This window comes from Helicobacter pylori SA213A (assembly GCF_000476275.1).
In the GTDB taxonomy this organism is placed as follows: Bacteria; Campylobacterota; Campylobacteria; order Campylobacterales; family Helicobacteraceae; genus Helicobacter; species Helicobacter pylori_CL.
Genome location: NZ_CBOM010000001.1, coordinates 26318 through 42045 on the forward strand (window position 1 = coordinate 26318; position 15728 = coordinate 42045).

Annotated in this window: 19 protein-coding genes; 14 read left to right on the forward strand and 5 right to left on the reverse strand. The window is 39.1% G+C overall.

All coding sequences use genetic code 11. The features are described from left to right. Positions 1–11 precede the first annotated feature (11 nt). The 7 genes from ccoO to QT74_RS00155 all read left to right on the forward strand — a co-directional run bounded on the left by ccoO (position 12) and on the right by QT74_RS00155 (position 4174). Positions 12–710 carry a cytochrome-c oxidase, cbb3-type subunit II gene (gene ccoO, locus QT74_RS00125; protein ID WP_000490777.1) on the forward strand — a complete coding sequence of 233 codons (699 nt, stop codon included), beginning with the start codon at positions 12–14 and terminating at the stop codon, positions 708–710. A gap of 10 nt (positions 711–720) precedes the next feature. After that, the gene (locus QT74_RS00130) at positions 721–939 is read left to right on the forward strand and encodes a cytochrome c oxidase, cbb3-type, CcoQ subunit (protein WP_001847091.1); all 219 of its coding nucleotides are present in this window, start codon (positions 721–723) and stop codon (positions 937–939) included. 1 nt (position 940) lies between these two features. Beyond that, complete coding sequence (gene ccoP / locus QT74_RS00135) at positions 941–1819, forward strand: cytochrome-c oxidase, cbb3-type subunit III (RefSeq protein WP_000346835.1); 879 nt, start codon at positions 941–943, stop codon at positions 1817–1819. 10 nt (positions 1820–1829) lie between these two features. Next, complete coding sequence (locus tag QT74_RS00140) at positions 1830–2036, forward strand: DUF4006 family protein (RefSeq protein WP_033763719.1); 207 nt, start codon at positions 1830–1832, stop codon at positions 2034–2036. A 100-nt stretch (positions 2037–2136) separates the two neighbouring features. Then, the gene (locus tag QT74_RS00145) at positions 2137–2724 is read left to right on the forward strand and encodes a hypothetical protein (protein ID WP_033741318.1); all 588 of its coding nucleotides are present in this window, start codon (positions 2137–2139) and stop codon (positions 2722–2724) included. A gap of 12 nt (positions 2725–2736) precedes the next feature. After that, on the forward strand, positions 2737–3318 hold the full coding sequence (locus QT74_RS00150) for a hypothetical protein (protein WP_033741320.1): 582 nt from the start codon (positions 2737–2739) through the stop codon (positions 3316–3318). An 88-nt stretch (positions 3319–3406) separates the two neighbouring features. Further along, entirely contained in the window at positions 3407–4174 is a 768-nt protein-coding gene (locus QT74_RS00155; protein ID WP_033763720.1) for a hypothetical protein, read from the forward strand. Here QT74_RS00155 and QT74_RS00160 read toward each other — a convergent pair. Further along, positions 4171–5034: a menaquinone biosynthesis family protein gene (locus QT74_RS00160; RefSeq protein WP_033763721.1), complete on the reverse strand. Its 864-nt coding sequence runs from the start codon at positions 5032–5034 to the stop codon at positions 4171–4173. The two genes, QT74_RS00155 and QT74_RS00160, sit on opposite strands and share 4 nt — an antisense overlap. A 97-nt stretch (positions 5035–5131) precedes the next feature. On the opposite strand from QT74_RS00160, the gene recA reads away from it, so the two are divergent. The 6 genes from recA to QT74_RS00190 are packed head-to-tail and all read left to right on the forward strand — an operon-like array spanning position 5132 to position 9820. Next, entirely contained in the window at positions 5132–6175 is a 1044-nt protein-coding gene (gene recA, locus QT74_RS00165; protein ID WP_000952098.1) for a recombinase RecA, read from the forward strand. Between the two features lie 12 nt (positions 6176–6187). After that, the gene (eno, locus tag QT74_RS00170) at positions 6188–7468 is read left to right on the forward strand and encodes a phosphopyruvate hydratase (protein ID WP_033763722.1); all 1281 of its coding nucleotides are present in this window, start codon (positions 6188–6190) and stop codon (positions 7466–7468) included. After that, positions 7461–7736, forward strand: a complete 276-nt coding sequence (locus QT74_RS00175; RefSeq protein ID WP_000146212.1) for a hypothetical protein — start codon at positions 7461–7463, stop codon at positions 7734–7736. The genes eno and QT74_RS00175 overlap by 8 nt, the downstream gene beginning before the upstream one ends. 16 nt (positions 7737–7752) lie before the next feature. Then, positions 7753–8349 (forward strand): AMIN domain-containing protein, encoded by a 597-nt coding sequence (locus QT74_RS00180; RefSeq protein WP_033763723.1) that lies wholly within the window; start codon positions 7753–7755, stop codon positions 8347–8349. A 4-nt stretch (positions 8350–8353) separates the two neighbouring features. Continuing rightward, entirely contained in the window at positions 8354–8842 is a 489-nt protein-coding gene (locus tag QT74_RS00185; protein WP_001164288.1) for a shikimate kinase, read from the forward strand. 21 nt (positions 8843–8863) lie between these two features. Then, positions 8864–9820 carry a PDC sensor domain-containing protein gene (locus QT74_RS00190; protein WP_000952271.1) on the forward strand — a complete coding sequence of 319 codons (957 nt, stop codon included), beginning with the start codon at positions 8864–8866 and terminating at the stop codon, positions 9818–9820. Here the strand turns inward: QT74_RS00190 and rfaJ are convergent. Continuing rightward, a complete protein-coding gene (gene rfaJ, locus QT74_RS00195; protein WP_033763724.1) occupies positions 9817–10935 on the reverse strand; it encodes an HP0159 family lipopolysaccharide 1,6-glucosyltransferase in 1119 nt (372 codons plus the stop codon). The genes QT74_RS00190 and rfaJ overlap by 4 nt on opposite strands. Positions 10936–11086: 151 nt before the next feature. Here rfaJ and hcpD point away from each other — a divergent pair, with 151 nt between their 5' ends. Continuing rightward, a complete protein-coding gene (hcpD, locus tag QT74_RS00200) occupies positions 11087–12007 on the forward strand; it encodes a Sel1-like repeat protein HcpD (protein WP_033763725.1) in 921 nt (306 codons plus the stop codon). A 662-nt stretch (positions 12008–12669) separates the two neighbouring features. On the opposite strand, the gene QT74_RS00205 is transcribed toward hcpD, so the two are convergent. From QT74_RS00205 to arsS, 3 genes are all read right to left on the reverse strand, one after another. After that, positions 12670–13392 carry a YebC/PmpR family DNA-binding transcriptional regulator gene (locus QT74_RS00205; RefSeq protein ID WP_033763726.1) on the reverse strand — a complete coding sequence of 241 codons (723 nt, stop codon included), beginning with the start codon at positions 13390–13392 and terminating at the stop codon, positions 12670–12672. Further along, on the reverse strand, positions 13393–14364 hold the full coding sequence (hemB, locus tag QT74_RS00210) for a porphobilinogen synthase (RefSeq protein ID WP_033763727.1): 972 nt from the start codon (positions 14362–14364) through the stop codon (positions 13393–13395). A 74-nt stretch (positions 14365–14438) separates the two neighbouring features. After that, positions 14439–15722, reverse strand: a complete 1284-nt coding sequence (arsS, locus tag QT74_RS00215; protein WP_033763728.1) for an acid-sensing histidine kinase ArsS — start codon at positions 15720–15722, stop codon at positions 14439–14441. Positions 15723–15728: the final 6 nt, after the last annotated feature.

Here is a 15728-nt window from a genome sequence, read left to right on the forward strand (position 1 = left end):
GGAGGTTGGAAATGTTTAGTTTTTTAGAGAAGAATCCGTTTTTTTTCACTCTTGCGTTTATTTTTGTGTTTGCGATCGCAGGCTTGGTGGAGATTTTGCCTAACTTCTTCAAATCCGCTCGCCCCATTGAAGGCTTACGGCCTTATACGGTTTTAGAGACAGCAGGGAGGCAAATTTATATCCAAGAAGGTTGCTATCATTGCCATTCCCAACTCATTCGCCCTTTCCAAGCTGAGGTGGATCGATATGGCGCGTATAGTTTGAGCGGGGAATATGCGTATGACAGGCCATTTTTGTGGGGTTCTAAAAGGATTGGCCCTGATTTACACAGGGTGGGGGATTATCGCACAACCGATTGGCATGAAAAGCACATGTTTGATCCTAAAAGCGTTGTGCCGCACAGCATCATGCCAGCCTATAAGCATTTATTCATAAAAAAGAGCGATTTTGATACCGCTTATGCGGAAGCTTTGACGCAAAAAAAGGTTTTTGGTGTGCCTTATGACACCGAAAACGGCGTGAAATTAGGGAGCGTAGAAGAAGCGAAAAAAGCCTATTTAGAAGAAGCTAAAAAAATCACAGCCGACATGAAAGACAAGAGAGTGCTAGACGCCATTCAAAGAGGTGAAGTGTTAGAAATTGTGGCTTTGATCGCTTATTTGAATAGCTTGGGTAATTCCAGGATCAACGCTAATCAAAACGCTAAATAAGGGGTGAATGATGGATTTAGAAAGTTTGAGAGGTTTTGCGTATGCGTTTTTTACCATTCTTTTTACGCTCTTTTTGTATGCCTATATTTTTAGCATGTATAGAAAGCAAAAAAAGGGTGTCGTGGATTATGAGCGATACGGGTATTTAGCGTTAAATGACGCTTTAGAAGATGAGTTGATTGAACCACGCCATAAAGAAGTTCATGATAAGGGCATAAAGGAAAGTTGAAATGGATTTTTTAAACGACCATATAAATGTTTTTGGCTTGATTGCAGCGCTTGTGATTTTAGTTTTAACCATCTATGAATCCAGTTCGCTCATTAAAGAAATGCGCGACAGCAAATCTCAGGGTGAGCTTATGGAAAATGGGCATTTGATTGATGGGATAGGGGAGTTTGCCAATAATGTGCCAGTAGGCTGGATCGCAAGTTTTATGTGCACGATTGTGTGGGCTTTTTGGTATTTTTTCTTTGGCTATCCGCTGAATAGCTTTTCTCAAATCGGGCAATACAATGAAGAGGTTAAAGCGCACAACCAAAAATTTGAAGCCAAATGGAAGCATTTGGGTCAAAAGGAATTGGTGGATATGGGGCAAGGCATCTTTTTAGTCCATTGTTCGCAATGCCATGGCATCACCGCTGAAGGCTTGCATGGGAGCGCTCAAAATCTGGTGCGTTGGGGTAAAGAAGAGGGCATTATGGACACCATTAAGCATGGCTCTAAGGGCATGGATTATCTCGCTGGGGAAATGCCCGCTATGGAATTGGACGAAAAAGACGCTAAAGCGATCGCGAGCTATGTGATGGCAGAAATTTCTAGCGTTAAAAAAACCAAAAACCCTCAACTCATTGATAAGGGCAAGGAGCTGTTTGAAAGCATGGGTTGCACAGGCTGTCATGGCAATGATGGTAAGGGCTTGCAAGAAAATCAAGTGTTTGCAGCCGATTTGACCGCTTACGGCACAGAGAATTTTTTGAGAAATATCTTAACGCATGGTAAAAAGGGCAATATAGGGCATATGCCATCATTCAAGTATAAAAACTTTAGCGATTTGCAAGTTAAAGCGTTAGCCGAATTTATCCAATCGCTAAAACCCTTAGAAGATTAAAGGAAAAGAGATGAAATTTTTAAACGGATTAGCAGGGAATTTACTGATTGTGGTTATTTTATTGTGTGTGGCCGTTTTTTTTACGCTCAAAGCGATCCATATCCAAAAAGAGCAAGCCACCAATTATTACCGCTATAAGGATATTAACGCTTTAGAGACAAAAAACACCCAAAACCGGGCCAATTATGAATTGATCAATCAAGGGAGTAAAAAATGAAATTCACGACTTTAGAAAAAATCTTAGCCTTAATGGTAGTAGCGACCATTTTAATGACGATTGTTATTTCTTTTGTGCCTAACTTGTTTTTGTTTAGCACATGAGGATCTTATGGCTTGCAATAGCCTTTGTTTGTTGTTTAGGGGCTGATGAGTCCTATGTTTTTAATAACGCTAAAGGGCGTTTGGTAGAAAAAAGCGTTGCGTTTGTGGAGGGCGTTTCTAAAGAGCTTTATCTTAAAACAGGCGTGCGTTTTGTGATTGATATGACGGATTTTGAAAAAAATCCTATCGCTTTGGCGGATAAAAATGAACGCCAAAAGTATCAAGAGGGCTTTTTAAAGCAGCTCAAACCCCCTTTTGTGGTATTCTTTTTCTACCATGACGCTCAAAAAATAGAATTAGTGGCTAACCCTAAAGATTTGCTAGACACTGATAAAATCTTTTTTGAAAAAATCGCTCCCTTACTCCCCACAAACGCTAAAGAATACACGCCCCAAAGGATTTCAGCCATGCTCATTAACGGCTATTCGGTCGCAGTAGATGCTTTAGCGGAAAAATATCGTGTGAATATCACGCAGAATTTTAACGCTCCTAAGGGAGTAACTTTTGTAAAGGTGATCATTTATATTTTGTTATTGACGCTTTTGGGCGCGTTTTTGGGGCTTTATTTTTTTAAAAAATCTTAAGAGGGAAAATCAATGAAAGAAAAAAACTTTTGGCCTTTAGGGATCATGAGCGTGCTTATTCTTGGGCTTGGGATCGTGGTGTTTTTGGTAGTGTTTGCCCTAAAAAATTCGCCTAAAAACGATTTAGTGTATTTCAAAGGGCATAACGAAGTGGATTTAAACTTTAACGCTATGCTTAAAACTTATGAAAATTTTAAGTCTAATTATCGTTTTTTGGTGGGTTTAAAGCCCCTTATTAAAAGCCCTAAAACCCCCATTTTGCCCTATTTTTCTAAAGGCACGCATGGGGATAAAAAACTCCAAGAAACCCTTTTAAACAACGCTTTGATTTTGGAAAAATCCAACACGCTTTATGCGCAATTGCAACCGCTCAAACCCGCTTTAGATTCGCCAAATATTCAAGTGTATTTAGCGTTTTATCCCAGCCCATCACAGCCCAGATTTTTAGGAACGCTTGATTGTAGAAGCGCATGCGAGCCTTTAAAATTTGATTTGTTGGAGAGCGATAAAATGGGGCGTTATAAGATCCTTTTTAAATTTGTTTTTAAAAATAAAGAAGAATTGATTTTAGAGCAACTGGCTTTTTTCAAGTAGTGCATTTAAAAAATGCCTTTAGCGTTTTTTATTAACACGCAATCATTAAAAAGCCTAAATTTTCTATCCAAACGGGTATAATAAAGCTATGGGTTTTTTAAAAGTTTTTAAGCATGACGCCTTGGGGCAATTAGGGAATGTTGTTGTGGGGAATTTTTTAATAACGCTCACTATTTTAGCGGTTTGTTTTTCCTCTCAAGGTGCTGAAGAAACGACCATGCTCACTTTAAGCTACACGCTCTTTTTTGTCTTGGGGGCGTTTTTACTGATTGCAATCAGTGTGGGAGCGATCAAAAACCTCAACGCGCTTTTTTCTAAAAGGGGGGTTTTAAGCTTTTCTTTACCCGTTAGTTTAGAGTCTTTATTGCTCCCTAAAATCTTGCTCCCCATGGTGTTTTTTATCTTCAGTTTGTTCTGGTTTGTGGCGAGCGTGCGTTTGGGCTATTCTCTTTTTAACGCGCAATCCAGTGTGCTGTTTATCTTGCACACCGCTTTAAAAACCTTTGTGTTAAAACCCACTAAAACCATAGGCGTTGCGCTGTTTTTAGGGCTTGTTTTAATGAAATTTTTATTTGTTTTGAGCGTTTTAAACGCTGCTAGGATCAAAAAGGCGCGTTTTTTACTCGGAGGGCTGTTGTTCATTCTGGTGGGGGTTGTTTTGGAATTAGCGTTTAATTCGCTGCTGCCCTTAATGAGTTCTCATTTAAGCATCAATGAGGGGTTTTATTATTTCTTGCAACAACAAGAATTACAAGAAAAACAATACTATCTTTTATGGGGAGTGGATTTTTTAAAAATCCTTTTATTGTATGGGGTGATCCGTTACTTGCTTATGCATAAACTAGAATTGGATTAAGAAAAACGGTATTTTAAATATTCATCAGTGAGCAAGCAATCTTTAGTCTTTAACAAGTTAGCATAAAATCCGTGCTGATAGCCTAATTCAAAAAGCTTGTCTATGGCGAGAATTTGAATCTCACTTAAGCGCGTTGAAGTTTCATTCGCATACAAGCTTAAATAAGTTTGTAAGCGCTCTTTATTGACACGAATAAGCGAGCGCTCTAACAGCATGCCAGAGAGCAAATTTTGGTGTTTTAAAGCGGCTTCAACCGCTTTAATTAAAGCCTTTTTAATCAAGATCGCGCGATACAAAGGGATAGAGCGCCTAATCGCCATGCCCCCTAAAGGCAGGGGTAAATCCATTTTAATGAGTTCTTTCCAAACATCCCACAATTCTTTTTCCACTTCTAATTCATTATGGAAATCCAAGATATTTTCATGAATGAGCACGCCTGCATGCACTTTTTCTTCCAAAACCGCTTTTTCAATGTCTAAAAAATTCATGTAAGCGATGCGCGCATGTTTGTAATAGATCTTAAACAAGAGGGCGTTGGTGGTGTGTTCCCCACTTAATGCGACTCTAAAATCTTTTTTCAATTTCACGCCCTTTTTTTTCACTAATTTAGGCCCATAGCCATTCCCAAAGCTCGTCGCTGTAGGGAGCAAAGCGTAATCGTTCGCAATTTTAGGGTATAATCCGAAACTAATCGCGCTCACATCATAAGTGTTTTTTAGGGCTTCTTGGTTTAGGGTTTCAATATCAAGGGCAATATTGTGGAATGTTTTATTTTTAATGGGGCAATCTATCCAGCCAAACTTAATCGCATAATACATGAAAATATCATCAGCATCAGGGCTATGAGCGACACTAATCAAAGTAAAATCCTTTTGTGATAGGGTAAGTCCTTTTATTATAATAGATTTTAGGCTAGGATTTGATAGAATAAACAAATCAAATTCAATAAGGTAATTTATGGCAATAGATGAAGACAAACAAAAAGCGATTTCTTTAGCGATCAAACAAATTGATAAGGTTTTTGGTAAGGGGGCGTTGGTGCGCCTTGGGGACAAGCAAGTAGAAAAGATTGACGCTATTTCTACAGGCTCGTTAGGATTGGATCTGGCTTTAGGGATTGGGGGCGTTCCAAAGGGCAGGATCATTGAAATTTATGGGCCAGAGTCAAGCGGGAAGACCACTCTAAGCTTGCACATTATTGCAGAATGCCAAAAAAATGGCGGCGTGTGCGCGTTCATTGACGCTGAACATGCCCTAGATGTGCATTACGCTAAGAGATTGGGCGTGGATACGGAAAATCTACTCGTTTCCCAACCTGATACAGGCGAGCAAGCTTTAGAGATTTTAGAAACGATCACTAGAAGCGGAGGGATTGATTTAGTGGTGGTGGATTCTGTGGCGGCTCTTACGCCTAAAGCGGAGATTGATGGGGATATGGGCGATCAGCATGTGGGCTTGCAAGCAAGGCTTATGAGCCATGCGTTAAGAAAAATCACCGGTGTCTTGCATAAGATGAACACTACTCTCATTTTTATCAATCAAATCAGAATGAAGATTGGCATGATGGGTTATGGGAGTCCAGAGACCACAACCGGGGGTAATGCCTTAAAATTCTATGCGAGCGTTAGGATTGATATTAGAAGGATTGCGGCTTTAAAACAAAACGAACAGCATATCGGTAATAGGGCTAAAGCCAAAGTGGTTAAAAATAAAGTCGCTCCGCCCTTTAGAGAAGCGGAATTTGACATCATGTTTGGGGAGGGGATTTCTAAAGAGGGCGAAATCATTGATTATGGCGTGAAATTAGACATTGTGGATAAGAGTGGGGCATGGCTTAGCTACCAGGATAAAAAGCTAGGGCAAGGCCGAGAAAACGCTAAAGCCTTACTGAAAGAAGATAAAGCCCTAGCGAATGAAATCACTCTTAAGATTAAAGAGAGTATTGGCTCTAATGAAGAGATCATGCCCTTACCCGATGAGCCTTTAGAAGAAATGGAATAAAAAAGGATTTTGATGCTAACCATTAAAGATATTCATGCTTTAGAAGTGATGGATAGTAGGGGCAATCCTACCATTCAAGCCAGCGTGGTTTTGAGCGACAACACTAAGGCGAGCACGATTGTGCCTAGCGGGGCGAGCACCGGTAAAAGAGAAGCGTTAGAATTAAGGGATAATGACAAAACCCGTTTTTTGGGTAAAGGGGTTTTAAGGGCATGCGAAAATGTCAATAGCGTGATCAAACACCATTTAATAGGGCTTGAAGCGATCAATCAAGCCTTTGTGGATGAGAGGTTAAGGGCTTTAGACGGCACGCCTAATTACGCTAATTTAGGGGCGAACGCTGTTTTGGGCGTTTCTATGGCGTTAGCAAGGGCTAGCGCGAAGGCTTTAAATCTACCATTATACCGCTATTTAGGGGGGGCTAACGCTCTGACTTTGCCGGTGCCGATGCTCAATATTATTAACGGCGGAACGCATGCGAACAATTCCATAGACTTTCAAGAATACATGATCATGCCTTTAGGGTTTGAGAGTTTTAAAGAAGCCTTAAGAGCGAGCGCAGAAGTCTATCACACGCTTAAAAAACTTTTAGATGGAAAGAATCAGCTCACAAGCGTGGGCGATGAGGGGGGTTTTGCGCCTAATTTTAACAATAATGTAGAACCCCTTGAGGTCATTTCTCAAGCCATTGAAAAAGCCGGCTATAAATTAGGCGAAGAAATCGCACTCGCTTTAGATGTAGCGAGCAGTGAGTTAGTGGATGAACATTTCAATTACCATTTAAAGGGTGAAAATAAGATTTTAGATGCGCATGAATTAGTGGCTTATTACAAAGAGTTGGTGGCAAAATACCCGATCGTGTCCATTGAAGATGGTTTGAGCGAAGACGATTGGGAGGGTTGGGCGTTTTTGAGCAAGGAATTAGGGCGTCAAATCCAATTAGTGGGCGATGATTTGTTTGTAACGAACGCAAACATTTTACAAAAAGGCATTGAAAAAAACATTGCGAACGCCATTTTGATCAAACCCAATCAAATCGGCACCATTAGTGAAACTTTAGAGACCATAAGATTAGCCAAACACCATGCCTATCAATGCGTGATGAGCCATAGAAGCGGGGAGAGTGAGGACAGCTTTATCGCTGATTTTGCAGTCGCATTGAATACGGGAGAAATCAAAACCGGATCCACCGCAAGGAGTGAAAGGATCGCTAAATACAACCGCCTTTTAGAGATTGAGCATGAATTAAAAGGGGGGATTTATATCGGTAAAGAGTTGTTTAAGCATGGCTAGTGGCCTTTTTGAAAACGATGAAATCAAAGACAACAAAGCACGAGATTTTTTTTATAGCCATAGCTCCCTTATTGTCTTTTTCCTTTTACTGCTTGGGTTTGGGTATTATTTAGGGAAGTTGCTTTTTGGGGGTTCTTCTTTAGAGGTTTATTTGGATTTAAGAGACAAGCATGAACGATTGCAACAAGAAATCACCGAATTGCAAAGCAAGAACGTGCGCTTGCAAAAGCGTTTGTTTGAATTGAGGGAATTACGGCCTAGAGATTAGATTTAAGGAAATGGCAGTGTTAAAAAAGATGATAGGTTTGATGGTGGTTTTAAGTGTCTTATTAGCCAGAGACAACCCTTTTGAGCCTGAAATCAATTCCAAGAATTTGCAAGGGGGCTTTAATGGGATCTATGATAGCTATTTTAAGGAAATCCATGTGGATTTGCCCACGAGCGCTAGGATTTTAAAACAAATCACGCTCACTTACCAGGATATTGATGGCTCTATCCATTCTAAAGTCGTGGGCATTGATAAAAGCATTGATTGGCATTACCCCTTAAAGCTCTCCCAACACACCCTTAATCAAGACGCCTTTGAAAAACGCTACCAGATCCAAGATTTTGATTTTTTAATGGCAAACAACACGATGATTTTGCGCTCCCCTTATAAAATTTTGCGCTCTTTTGTGCTGGTCAATCCTTATAGAATCGTGTTAGACACGCAAAAAGGCCCTTTGGATATTTATCAAAACATGGATTTAAACCAGAAGTTTTTTTCTCACATTAAAGTCGGCACGCACAAAGATTATTACCGCATCACGCTCATTTTAGACGGGAAATACCGCTATCTTTTGGAAGAAAAAAACGGGGCGTATGAATTGAAATTGAAATAAAAGCATGCAGCATTTAGTCTTAATCGGTTTTATGGGGAGCGGTAAAAGCTCTTTAGCGCAAGAATTGGGGTTGGCTTTGAAATTAGAAGTGCTGGATACGGATATGATCATTAGCGAGAGGGTGGGCTTGAGCGTGAGGGAGATTTTTGAAGAGCTTGGTGAAGACAATTTCAGGATGTTTGAAAAAAATTTGATTGATGAATTAAAAACGCTCAAAACCCCCCATGTTATTTCTACCGGTGGGGGCATTGTGATGCATGAAAATCTTAAGGGTTTAGGCACAACTTTTTACCTCAAGATTGATTTTGAGACCTTGATTAAGCGTTTGAATCAAAAAGAAAGGGAAAAACGCCCCCTTTTGAATGATCTCACTCAAGCCAAAGAGCTTTTTGAAAAACGCCAAGCCCTCTATGAAAAAAACGCCTCCTTTATCATTGATGCAAGGGGTGGTTTAAATAATTCTTTAAAACAAGTGCTACAATTCATCGCATAAATTTTTTTTAAAGGCCTTTTGATGTTAAGTAGAGACATTGTCCAGTATTCCAAGATCCGCACCGAGTTATACGCTTATCTTACCTATTTGTTTTCGCACAATATCCGCAACCACCTCCCTGAAATCACTTTGGATTATTTAAACAAACAGATCAGAAAAATGCACGCTGAAATCAAAATGGCAAAAAGTTTTTTTGTGTTAGACGCTAAAGGCATGCTAATTCTTAAGCCAAGCCAACTTAAAGAGGAAGGGCATAAGGAAGGGATATTAGAGCATGATTTAACAGAAGGGATTGAATTAGAATCGCATGCCAGTTTTAGCGATAAGTATTATTTTTATCAAGCCGTGAGTGAAAAGCGTTGTATTTTAACCGACCCTTACCCTTCTAAAAAAGGAAACCATTTGGTAGTGAGCGCGTCTTACCCGGTGTATGATCAAAATAACGATCTGGCGTTTGTGGTGTGCTTGCAAATCCCTTTGAGGGTGGCGATTGAAATCAGCTCGCCTTCAAAGTATTTCAGGACCTTTAGCGAAGGGAGCATGGTCATGTATTTTATGATTTCTATCATGCTCACTTTAGTGTCGCTGCTTTTATTTGTGAAATGCATTTCTAGCTTTTGGACAGCGATTGTCAATTTTAGCAGTTTTGACATTAAAGAAGTGTTCCACCCCATTGTGCTTTTAACCCTAGCTTTAGCCACCTTTGATCTAGTCAAGGCGATTTTTGAAGAGGAAGTTTTGGGTAAAAATAGCGGGGATAACCACCATGCGATCCACCGCACGATGATCAGGTTTTTAGGCTCTATCATTATCGCCTTAGCCATTGAAGCGTTAATGTTAGTGTTTAAATTCAGCGTGAGCGAACCGGATAAAATCACTTATGCGGTGTATTTGGCTGTCGGCGTGGCAGTGCTTTTGATCAGTTTGGCGATTTATGTTAAATTCGCCTATAGCGTGTTGCCCAAACGAGAACGCTAAGAGTTAAAAAATTTTTCTTTTAAGCGTTTGAAAATCCTATTCAATCTAAAAAAGACGTATTCTAAAAGGGTTTTTTTGTTGAGTAGGGGGGCAAGAAATTCAAAGGTTTTTTGTTTGTCTTTAAGGCTTAAAAAATCTGTTATTTGTTTAAGGAATTTCACGGAATATTCAGCGTAAAAAAGGGTTTTTAAAAGAGTCTCATGCCATTCTTTAGAATATAAAGCAGTGGGTGAAATCCAAGGTTTTCCTACAAAATAAAAATGCAGCATGACGATTTCTTTTTTGTCAGGGATAAAACGTTTTTGATTGGCCATGAAAGGGTGGGTGTTGTAAATATAAGGCAAGATTAAAACTTTTTGATAGCATGCGAGCGTTAAAAGATCCTGTTCAGGGCAAAACACGCACTGGCCTTTTTGACGGGTTAAATTGAGTAAGCGTTCTTCTAAACGATCAGCGCGCCACAGCTTTAAATTCACGATTAAAAACCCAACATTATAGTGGTTTTCATAAAGGATTTTTATGTCTTTTTCTTTAAGGTAATGCTCATAAAGGGAAAAGGCTTGACGAGGGTCTTTTTCTCGCACTATTTGAAAATGTTTAAGGTTTTTAGGAGAAGAAAAATCTTTAGCCGCTCCAAAATAATAGCCATCTAGCGGGATGAAAAAACTCTCGCTCACATCGTTTAAAAACAAAGTGTCCGCATCAAACATGATGATTTTGTCGTATTGTGGGAATAAAGAAGCCAAAAACAAGCGGCACATGACCATTTTAGAAAAGCGAGTCTTAGCGTAAATATTGAGTTGCAAAAAAGCTTCATGGATTTTATCAATCGCAGAGGGTTCTACTGAAGGGGTGTAAAGATTAGGGGTTGAAATGTCTAAAAAATCCACGCTCATAAAAGCGCTAAAGGGGGCTAGAGTTTCTTTCAATTTGCGCTGGTTTTCAAGGCTTAAGTTATCCACCAGGCAGTGGATTTTATAAAAAAGTTTTTCACTATCATTTTGTGATTGGGGGTGTTCTGTTTTAGCGCAAGCTAGCATGGAATACAAGCTCACGCCCGCCGGAATGGCATAATGATTGTCAAAAGCGATGGCAATAGGAATAATAATACTCATTTTAAGTGGTTTTCCTAAAATAGGTTTTTAATTGAATTTAATCCAAAAGTTGAATTTATTTTTATGAATATTATACTATAATAACCAATTAGATTGGGGTTTTACTGATTTTTCTTTGTGTGAGCTTTGGCTTAGTTTTGTAAGGAATGAGATGATAAAGAGTTGGACTAAAAAGTGGTTTTTAATTTTATTTTTAATGGCAAGTTGTTTTGGTCATTTGGTGGCTACAACCGGTGAGAAATATTTTAAAATGGCTACTCAAGCCTTTAAGAGAGGGGATTACCATAGAGCGGTGGCTTTTTATAAGAGGAGCTGTAATTTAAGGGTGGGGGTTGGTTGCACGAGTTTAGGCTCTATGTATGAAGATGGCGATGGCGTGGATCAGAATATTCCAAAAGCCGTTTTTTATTACAGAAGAGGGTGCAATTTAAGGAATCATCTCGCTTGTGCGAGTTTAGGCTCTATGTATGAAGATGGCGATGGCGTGCAAAAAAACCTTCCAAAGGCTATCTATTATCATAGGAGAGGGTGCCACTTAAAGGGTAGGGTGAGCTGCGGGAGTTTAGGTTTTATGTATTTTAATGGCACGGGTGTTAAGCAAAATTATGCCAAAGCCCTTTCTCTTTCTAAATACGCTTGCAGTTTGAATTACGGCATTAGTTGTAACTTTGCAGGGTATATGTATAGGAACGCCAAAGGCGTACAGAAGGATTTGAAAAAAGCCCTTACGAATTTTAAAAGAGGGTGTCATTTAAAAGACGGGGCGAGTTGTGTGAGCTTGGGATACATGTATGAAACCGGTATGGATGTCAAGCAAAATGGAGAGCAAGCCTTGAATCTTTATAAAAAGGGTTGTTATTTAAAAGAGGGGAGTGGTTGTCATAATGTGGCGGTGATGTATTACACGGGTAAGGGCACTCCAAAGGATTTAGATAAAGCCATTTCGTATTATAAGAAAGGGTGCACTTTAGGCTTTAGTGGTAGCTGTAAAGTGTTAGAAGAAGTGATTGGCAAGAAGTCTGATGATTTGCAAGATGATGCGCAAAACGACACGCAAGATGATACGCAATAAGCCAAAGCTTAAAGGCTAGAAACAATCCTTAAAACTCATATTCTTACTATCAAAATAGGGATTGAAGCGTTTCTATTGATGGATATTGAGACGCAATAAAATTTAAACGCTTGGAATTTGGATCCGCTCTCATCTGCTAATAACTAAAGCCTTATTGATTTTTTAATTTTTTAAAAAATGGGGTTTTGATCACTCTATTTTCAAACTCATTTCCTTAAGGGGGTAGGGGGTATTTTGAAATAATCCCCTTACAACCCTCCCTTAATTCCAAGACCGCTTCTAAAAAGCTATCGTTTGACTAGGAATCAAGCTCTTTACTATTTTTATTTTTAAAAATACTTTGAGTATTTTTAAACGCCTTAGCAGAAAGCCCAAATACCTTTAGCGTTTGAATTGAACGCTACTCATTCACAATTATAATATCCCCATGCATTCGCATCTATGGTAGGAAGCGTTGGGAGTTACGCCTTTTAAAGGTATGATGCGTAAAAGATCGAATGCGCTTTGGACGCTCAAACTCTGTAAAATCCCTATGATAGAAACACAGAGTGAAAGCCAAACTCTCCCCCCAACATCAGTCTAAAAAAGCCTAAATGCTTTTAGCGTTTGGGCGTTTCACTTTCACTATGGATTGTAAAAATGCCTTTGAGCCTTTTTGCCTTTCACTCAATATTCGTATAAAGCGCGACCACATCATCATCGTCTTCAATCCTATCCAATAATTTTTCGGTAAGCTCCATTTGTTCGTCATTCAATTCAATGGGCGTTGTGGCGATGCGTTGCAAACCCGCTTTCAAAATGGGTAATCTCAAGCTTTCAAACCCCTCATTTAAGAGCTTGAAGCTGTTATAATCCCCTCTAATAATAATTTTATCCTCCACTTCTTCTAATTCTTCCAAACCATAATCAATGAGGGCGAACTCTAAATCTTCTAGGCTGAGTTTTAAATTTCCCACTTCACTTTTCAAGCATTCAAACACGCTTTTTCGGTTGAACATAAACTCTAAAGAGCCATTAGGCACGATGCTCGCCCCTTGCGTTTTATTGAAATAGCTTTTAAGGTTGGCAATGGTTCTTGTGGGGTTATCAGTCATGCATTCCATGATGATTAGCACGCCAAAATTCGCCTTACCTTCATAAGTGATTTCACTCAAATTCCCCTCTTTACTGCTCGCTCTTTTAATCGCTGCATCAATGTTGTCTTTAGGCATGTTTTGCGCTTTAGCGTTTAAAATCGCTGTTCGTAGCTTGGCGTTCGTGTCCGGATCGCCCCCGCCATCTTTTGCCGCTAGGGTGATCGCTTTGGCGAGTTTGGGGAAAACCTTACTCATTTTATCCCATCGTTTTTCTTTAGCCGCTCTTCTGTATTCAAACGCTCGTCCCATTCAATTCCTTTGTAATAAGTTAGCCACTTCTTTAGCATGATAGCTAATAATCATATCCGCTCCCGCTCTTTTAAAACAAGTCATCGTTTCTAACAGCACGCTTTCATAGTTGATCAGGTTGTGTTTTTGCGCGAGTTTGAGCATGGCGTATTCCCCACTCACATTATAGAGCGCTAAAGGGAGCAAAGTGTGATTTCTAATCTCTTTAACAATATCCAAATACGCTAAAGCCGGTTTGACCATTAAAATATCCGCGCCCTGTTTTTCATCTTCTAAACTTTCTAAAAGCGCTTCTTTTTGATTAGCGTAATCCATTTGATAGCTTTTGCGATCGCCAAAACTCGGTGCAGAGTTGGCCACATCTCTAAAAGGCCCATAATAGCTGCTCGCAAATTTAGTGGAATAGCTCATAATGGGCGTGTAAAAATACCCGGCCTTATCCAGCGCGTTTCTCAAGCTTAAAACGTTCCCATCCATCATGTTGCTTGGGGCTAGAATATCCACACCACTTTCAGCTAAAATAAGCCCTTGAAGGTTTAAAATCTCTAGCGTTTTATCGTTGGAGACAGAAGCGTTTTCTAAAATCCCGCAATGCCCATGATCAGTGTATTCGCAAAAACACAAATCCGCTATAACGATCAAATCCTTAAATCGTTTTTTAATTTCTTTGGTGGCTTTTGCAACAATGTGATTTTTATTTAATGCATGGCTTCCTGTGGCGTCCTTATTTTTAGGGATACCAAACAATAAAACGGCTTTGATACCCAGACCCACTAACTCTTCGCATTCTTTCAAAAGAGGCTCAATACTCATTTGATAAACTCCGGGCATGGAGCTGATTTCATTTTTAATGCGTTCATCGCTTTCTATGACAAATAGGGGGGCGATGAAATCATTGATATTTAAATGCGTTTCTCTCAGCATGGCCCTTAAATTTTCACTGCTTCGTAATCTTCTCAATCGTTTGAACATGTTTTCCCTCTATTATTGGCTTTCTTTAGCCCCATAATTGGCTTTTTTTGTTTCTTTCATCTCTTTCATCTCTTTCAAATTTTTTTCGGGGGGGGGGGTAGCTCTTCTTCATCATCTTCTAAATCGTAAAAACTATTAAAAACGCAATCATGGATAGTGAAACAAATCCTTCCATTGCTATAATGATAGCTCAATTTCAACTCCATAGCCTCTAAAGCGTTTTTAATGATATACATGCCTAACCCAAAACCATGGGCTTGGCTCGGGTTAGAAGACTTAAAATAAGGTTGCAAATACTTTTCAAAATCTTCTTTTAAAGGTTTGCTTTTATTAGACACCACTAAATTATTCCCTATGAAATCCAAAAACACCTGTTTGTCATCGCTGTATTTGATTGCATTGTCTACCATGTTTTTTAACGCTATAGAAAACAATTCAAAATCCGCTTCAATAATGTAATTGGAAGAGGATACATGGATGGGGCTTTTTTTATCCTCATCAATCAAAAGCATTTTTTCAATCTTGTCTATCAAATCGCTCATTAAAAATTTTTCTTTATTGCTCCCATAATTTTTGGAAGCGAGCTGCTCAATGCGGGCAAATTGCTCAATCAGCGTGTTTAGGTGATCAAAAATGGAAATGAAGCGTTTTTGTGGCAATTCTTCTTTGAGCATAGAGCTTAGTATCTTGCCCTTAGTGATAGGGGTGCGTAATTCATGCATGATAGAGCGCAAAAATAAAACCCGAGATTCATTCATCGCATTGATTTTTTGGATGCAATTGTCAAATTCGTTAGCCAAATCCCCTATTTCATCTTTTTGTTTGCTCTTGCAACTCACGCTTTTATCCCCTTGAGCGAAGCGTTTCACTTGGGATCTTAACTCTCTTAAGGGCAATAAACTCTGCAAAACAAATAAAAAGAGGAATAAAATCAATAATAAACCCACCGTAATCGCTAAGAAATAATTCCTGTAAGAAACCGAATGCAAATCTTTATAAAGCACAAAATGTTCATTCTTTTTTAAAAGGATAAAAACCATGTCGCTGAATTTAAACACTTCCGCATACCCAATATTCCTGTGGTGCAACTGGTAGCGTCTTTTGGCCAAAACCTTTTCTAAATTTTCTATTGTGGTTTCTCTAAAACCAATTTTATAGAGGTAATCTTCCACAGCTGTATAGTCAGAGTAGTTGTTTAAAATTTCATTGATAGTGGTAACAAACTGGTAATGGCGCATTTCGTTTTGATAGTTTTCATGACTGATTTGAGAAGACACGAAATAGTAAGCGAACGCTCCAAAACTAAAGAGCGTTATCATAAACAAAGCGACAACTTTAAAAAAGATAGAGAAACGCAAAACCCC

Coding starts and splice junctions, on each gene's coding strand:
- QT74_RS00150 (WP_033741320.1), top strand. CDS start 2,737: ATGAAAGAAAAAAACTTTTGGCCTTTAGGGATCATGAGCGTGCTTATT.
- QT74_RS00130 (WP_001847091.1), top strand. CDS start 721: ATGGATTTAGAAAGTTTGAGAGGTTTTGCGTATGCGTTTTTTACCATT.
- QT74_RS00190 (WP_000952271.1), top strand. CDS start 8,864: ATGTTAAGTAGAGACATTGTCCAGTATTCCAAGATCCGCACCGAGTTA.
- hcpD (WP_033763725.1), top strand. CDS start 11,087: ATGATAAAGAGTTGGACTAAAAAGTGGTTTTTAATTTTATTTTTAATG.
- hemB (WP_033763727.1), bottom strand. CDS start 14,364: ATGTTCAAACGATTGAGAAGATTACGAAGCAGTGAAAATTTAAGGGCC.
- recA (WP_000952098.1), top strand. CDS start 5,132: ATGGCAATAGATGAAGACAAACAAAAAGCGATTTCTTTAGCGATCAAA.
- QT74_RS00140 (WP_033763719.1), top strand. CDS start 1,830: ATGAAATTTTTAAACGGATTAGCAGGGAATTTACTGATTGTGGTTATT.
- QT74_RS00205 (WP_033763726.1), bottom strand. CDS start 13,392: ATGGGACGAGCGTTTGAATACAGAAGAGCGGCTAAAGAAAAACGATGG.
- ccoP (WP_000346835.1), top strand. CDS start 941: ATGGATTTTTTAAACGACCATATAAATGTTTTTGGCTTGATTGCAGCG.
- QT74_RS00175 (WP_000146212.1), top strand. CDS start 7,461: ATGGCTAGTGGCCTTTTTGAAAACGATGAAATCAAAGACAACAAAGCA.
- ccoO (WP_000490777.1), top strand. CDS start 12: ATGTTTAGTTTTTTAGAGAAGAATCCGTTTTTTTTCACTCTTGCGTTT.
- eno (WP_033763722.1), top strand. CDS start 6,188: ATGCTAACCATTAAAGATATTCATGCTTTAGAAGTGATGGATAGTAGG.
- QT74_RS00145 (WP_033741318.1), top strand. CDS start 2,137: ATGAGGATCTTATGGCTTGCAATAGCCTTTGTTTGTTGTTTAGGGGCT.
- QT74_RS00155 (WP_033763720.1), top strand. CDS start 3,407: ATGGGTTTTTTAAAAGTTTTTAAGCATGACGCCTTGGGGCAATTAGGG.
- rfaJ (WP_033763724.1), bottom strand. CDS start 10,935: ATGAGTATTATTATTCCTATTGCCATCGCTTTTGACAATCATTATGCC.
- QT74_RS00185 (WP_001164288.1), top strand. CDS start 8,354: ATGCAGCATTTAGTCTTAATCGGTTTTATGGGGAGCGGTAAAAGCTCT.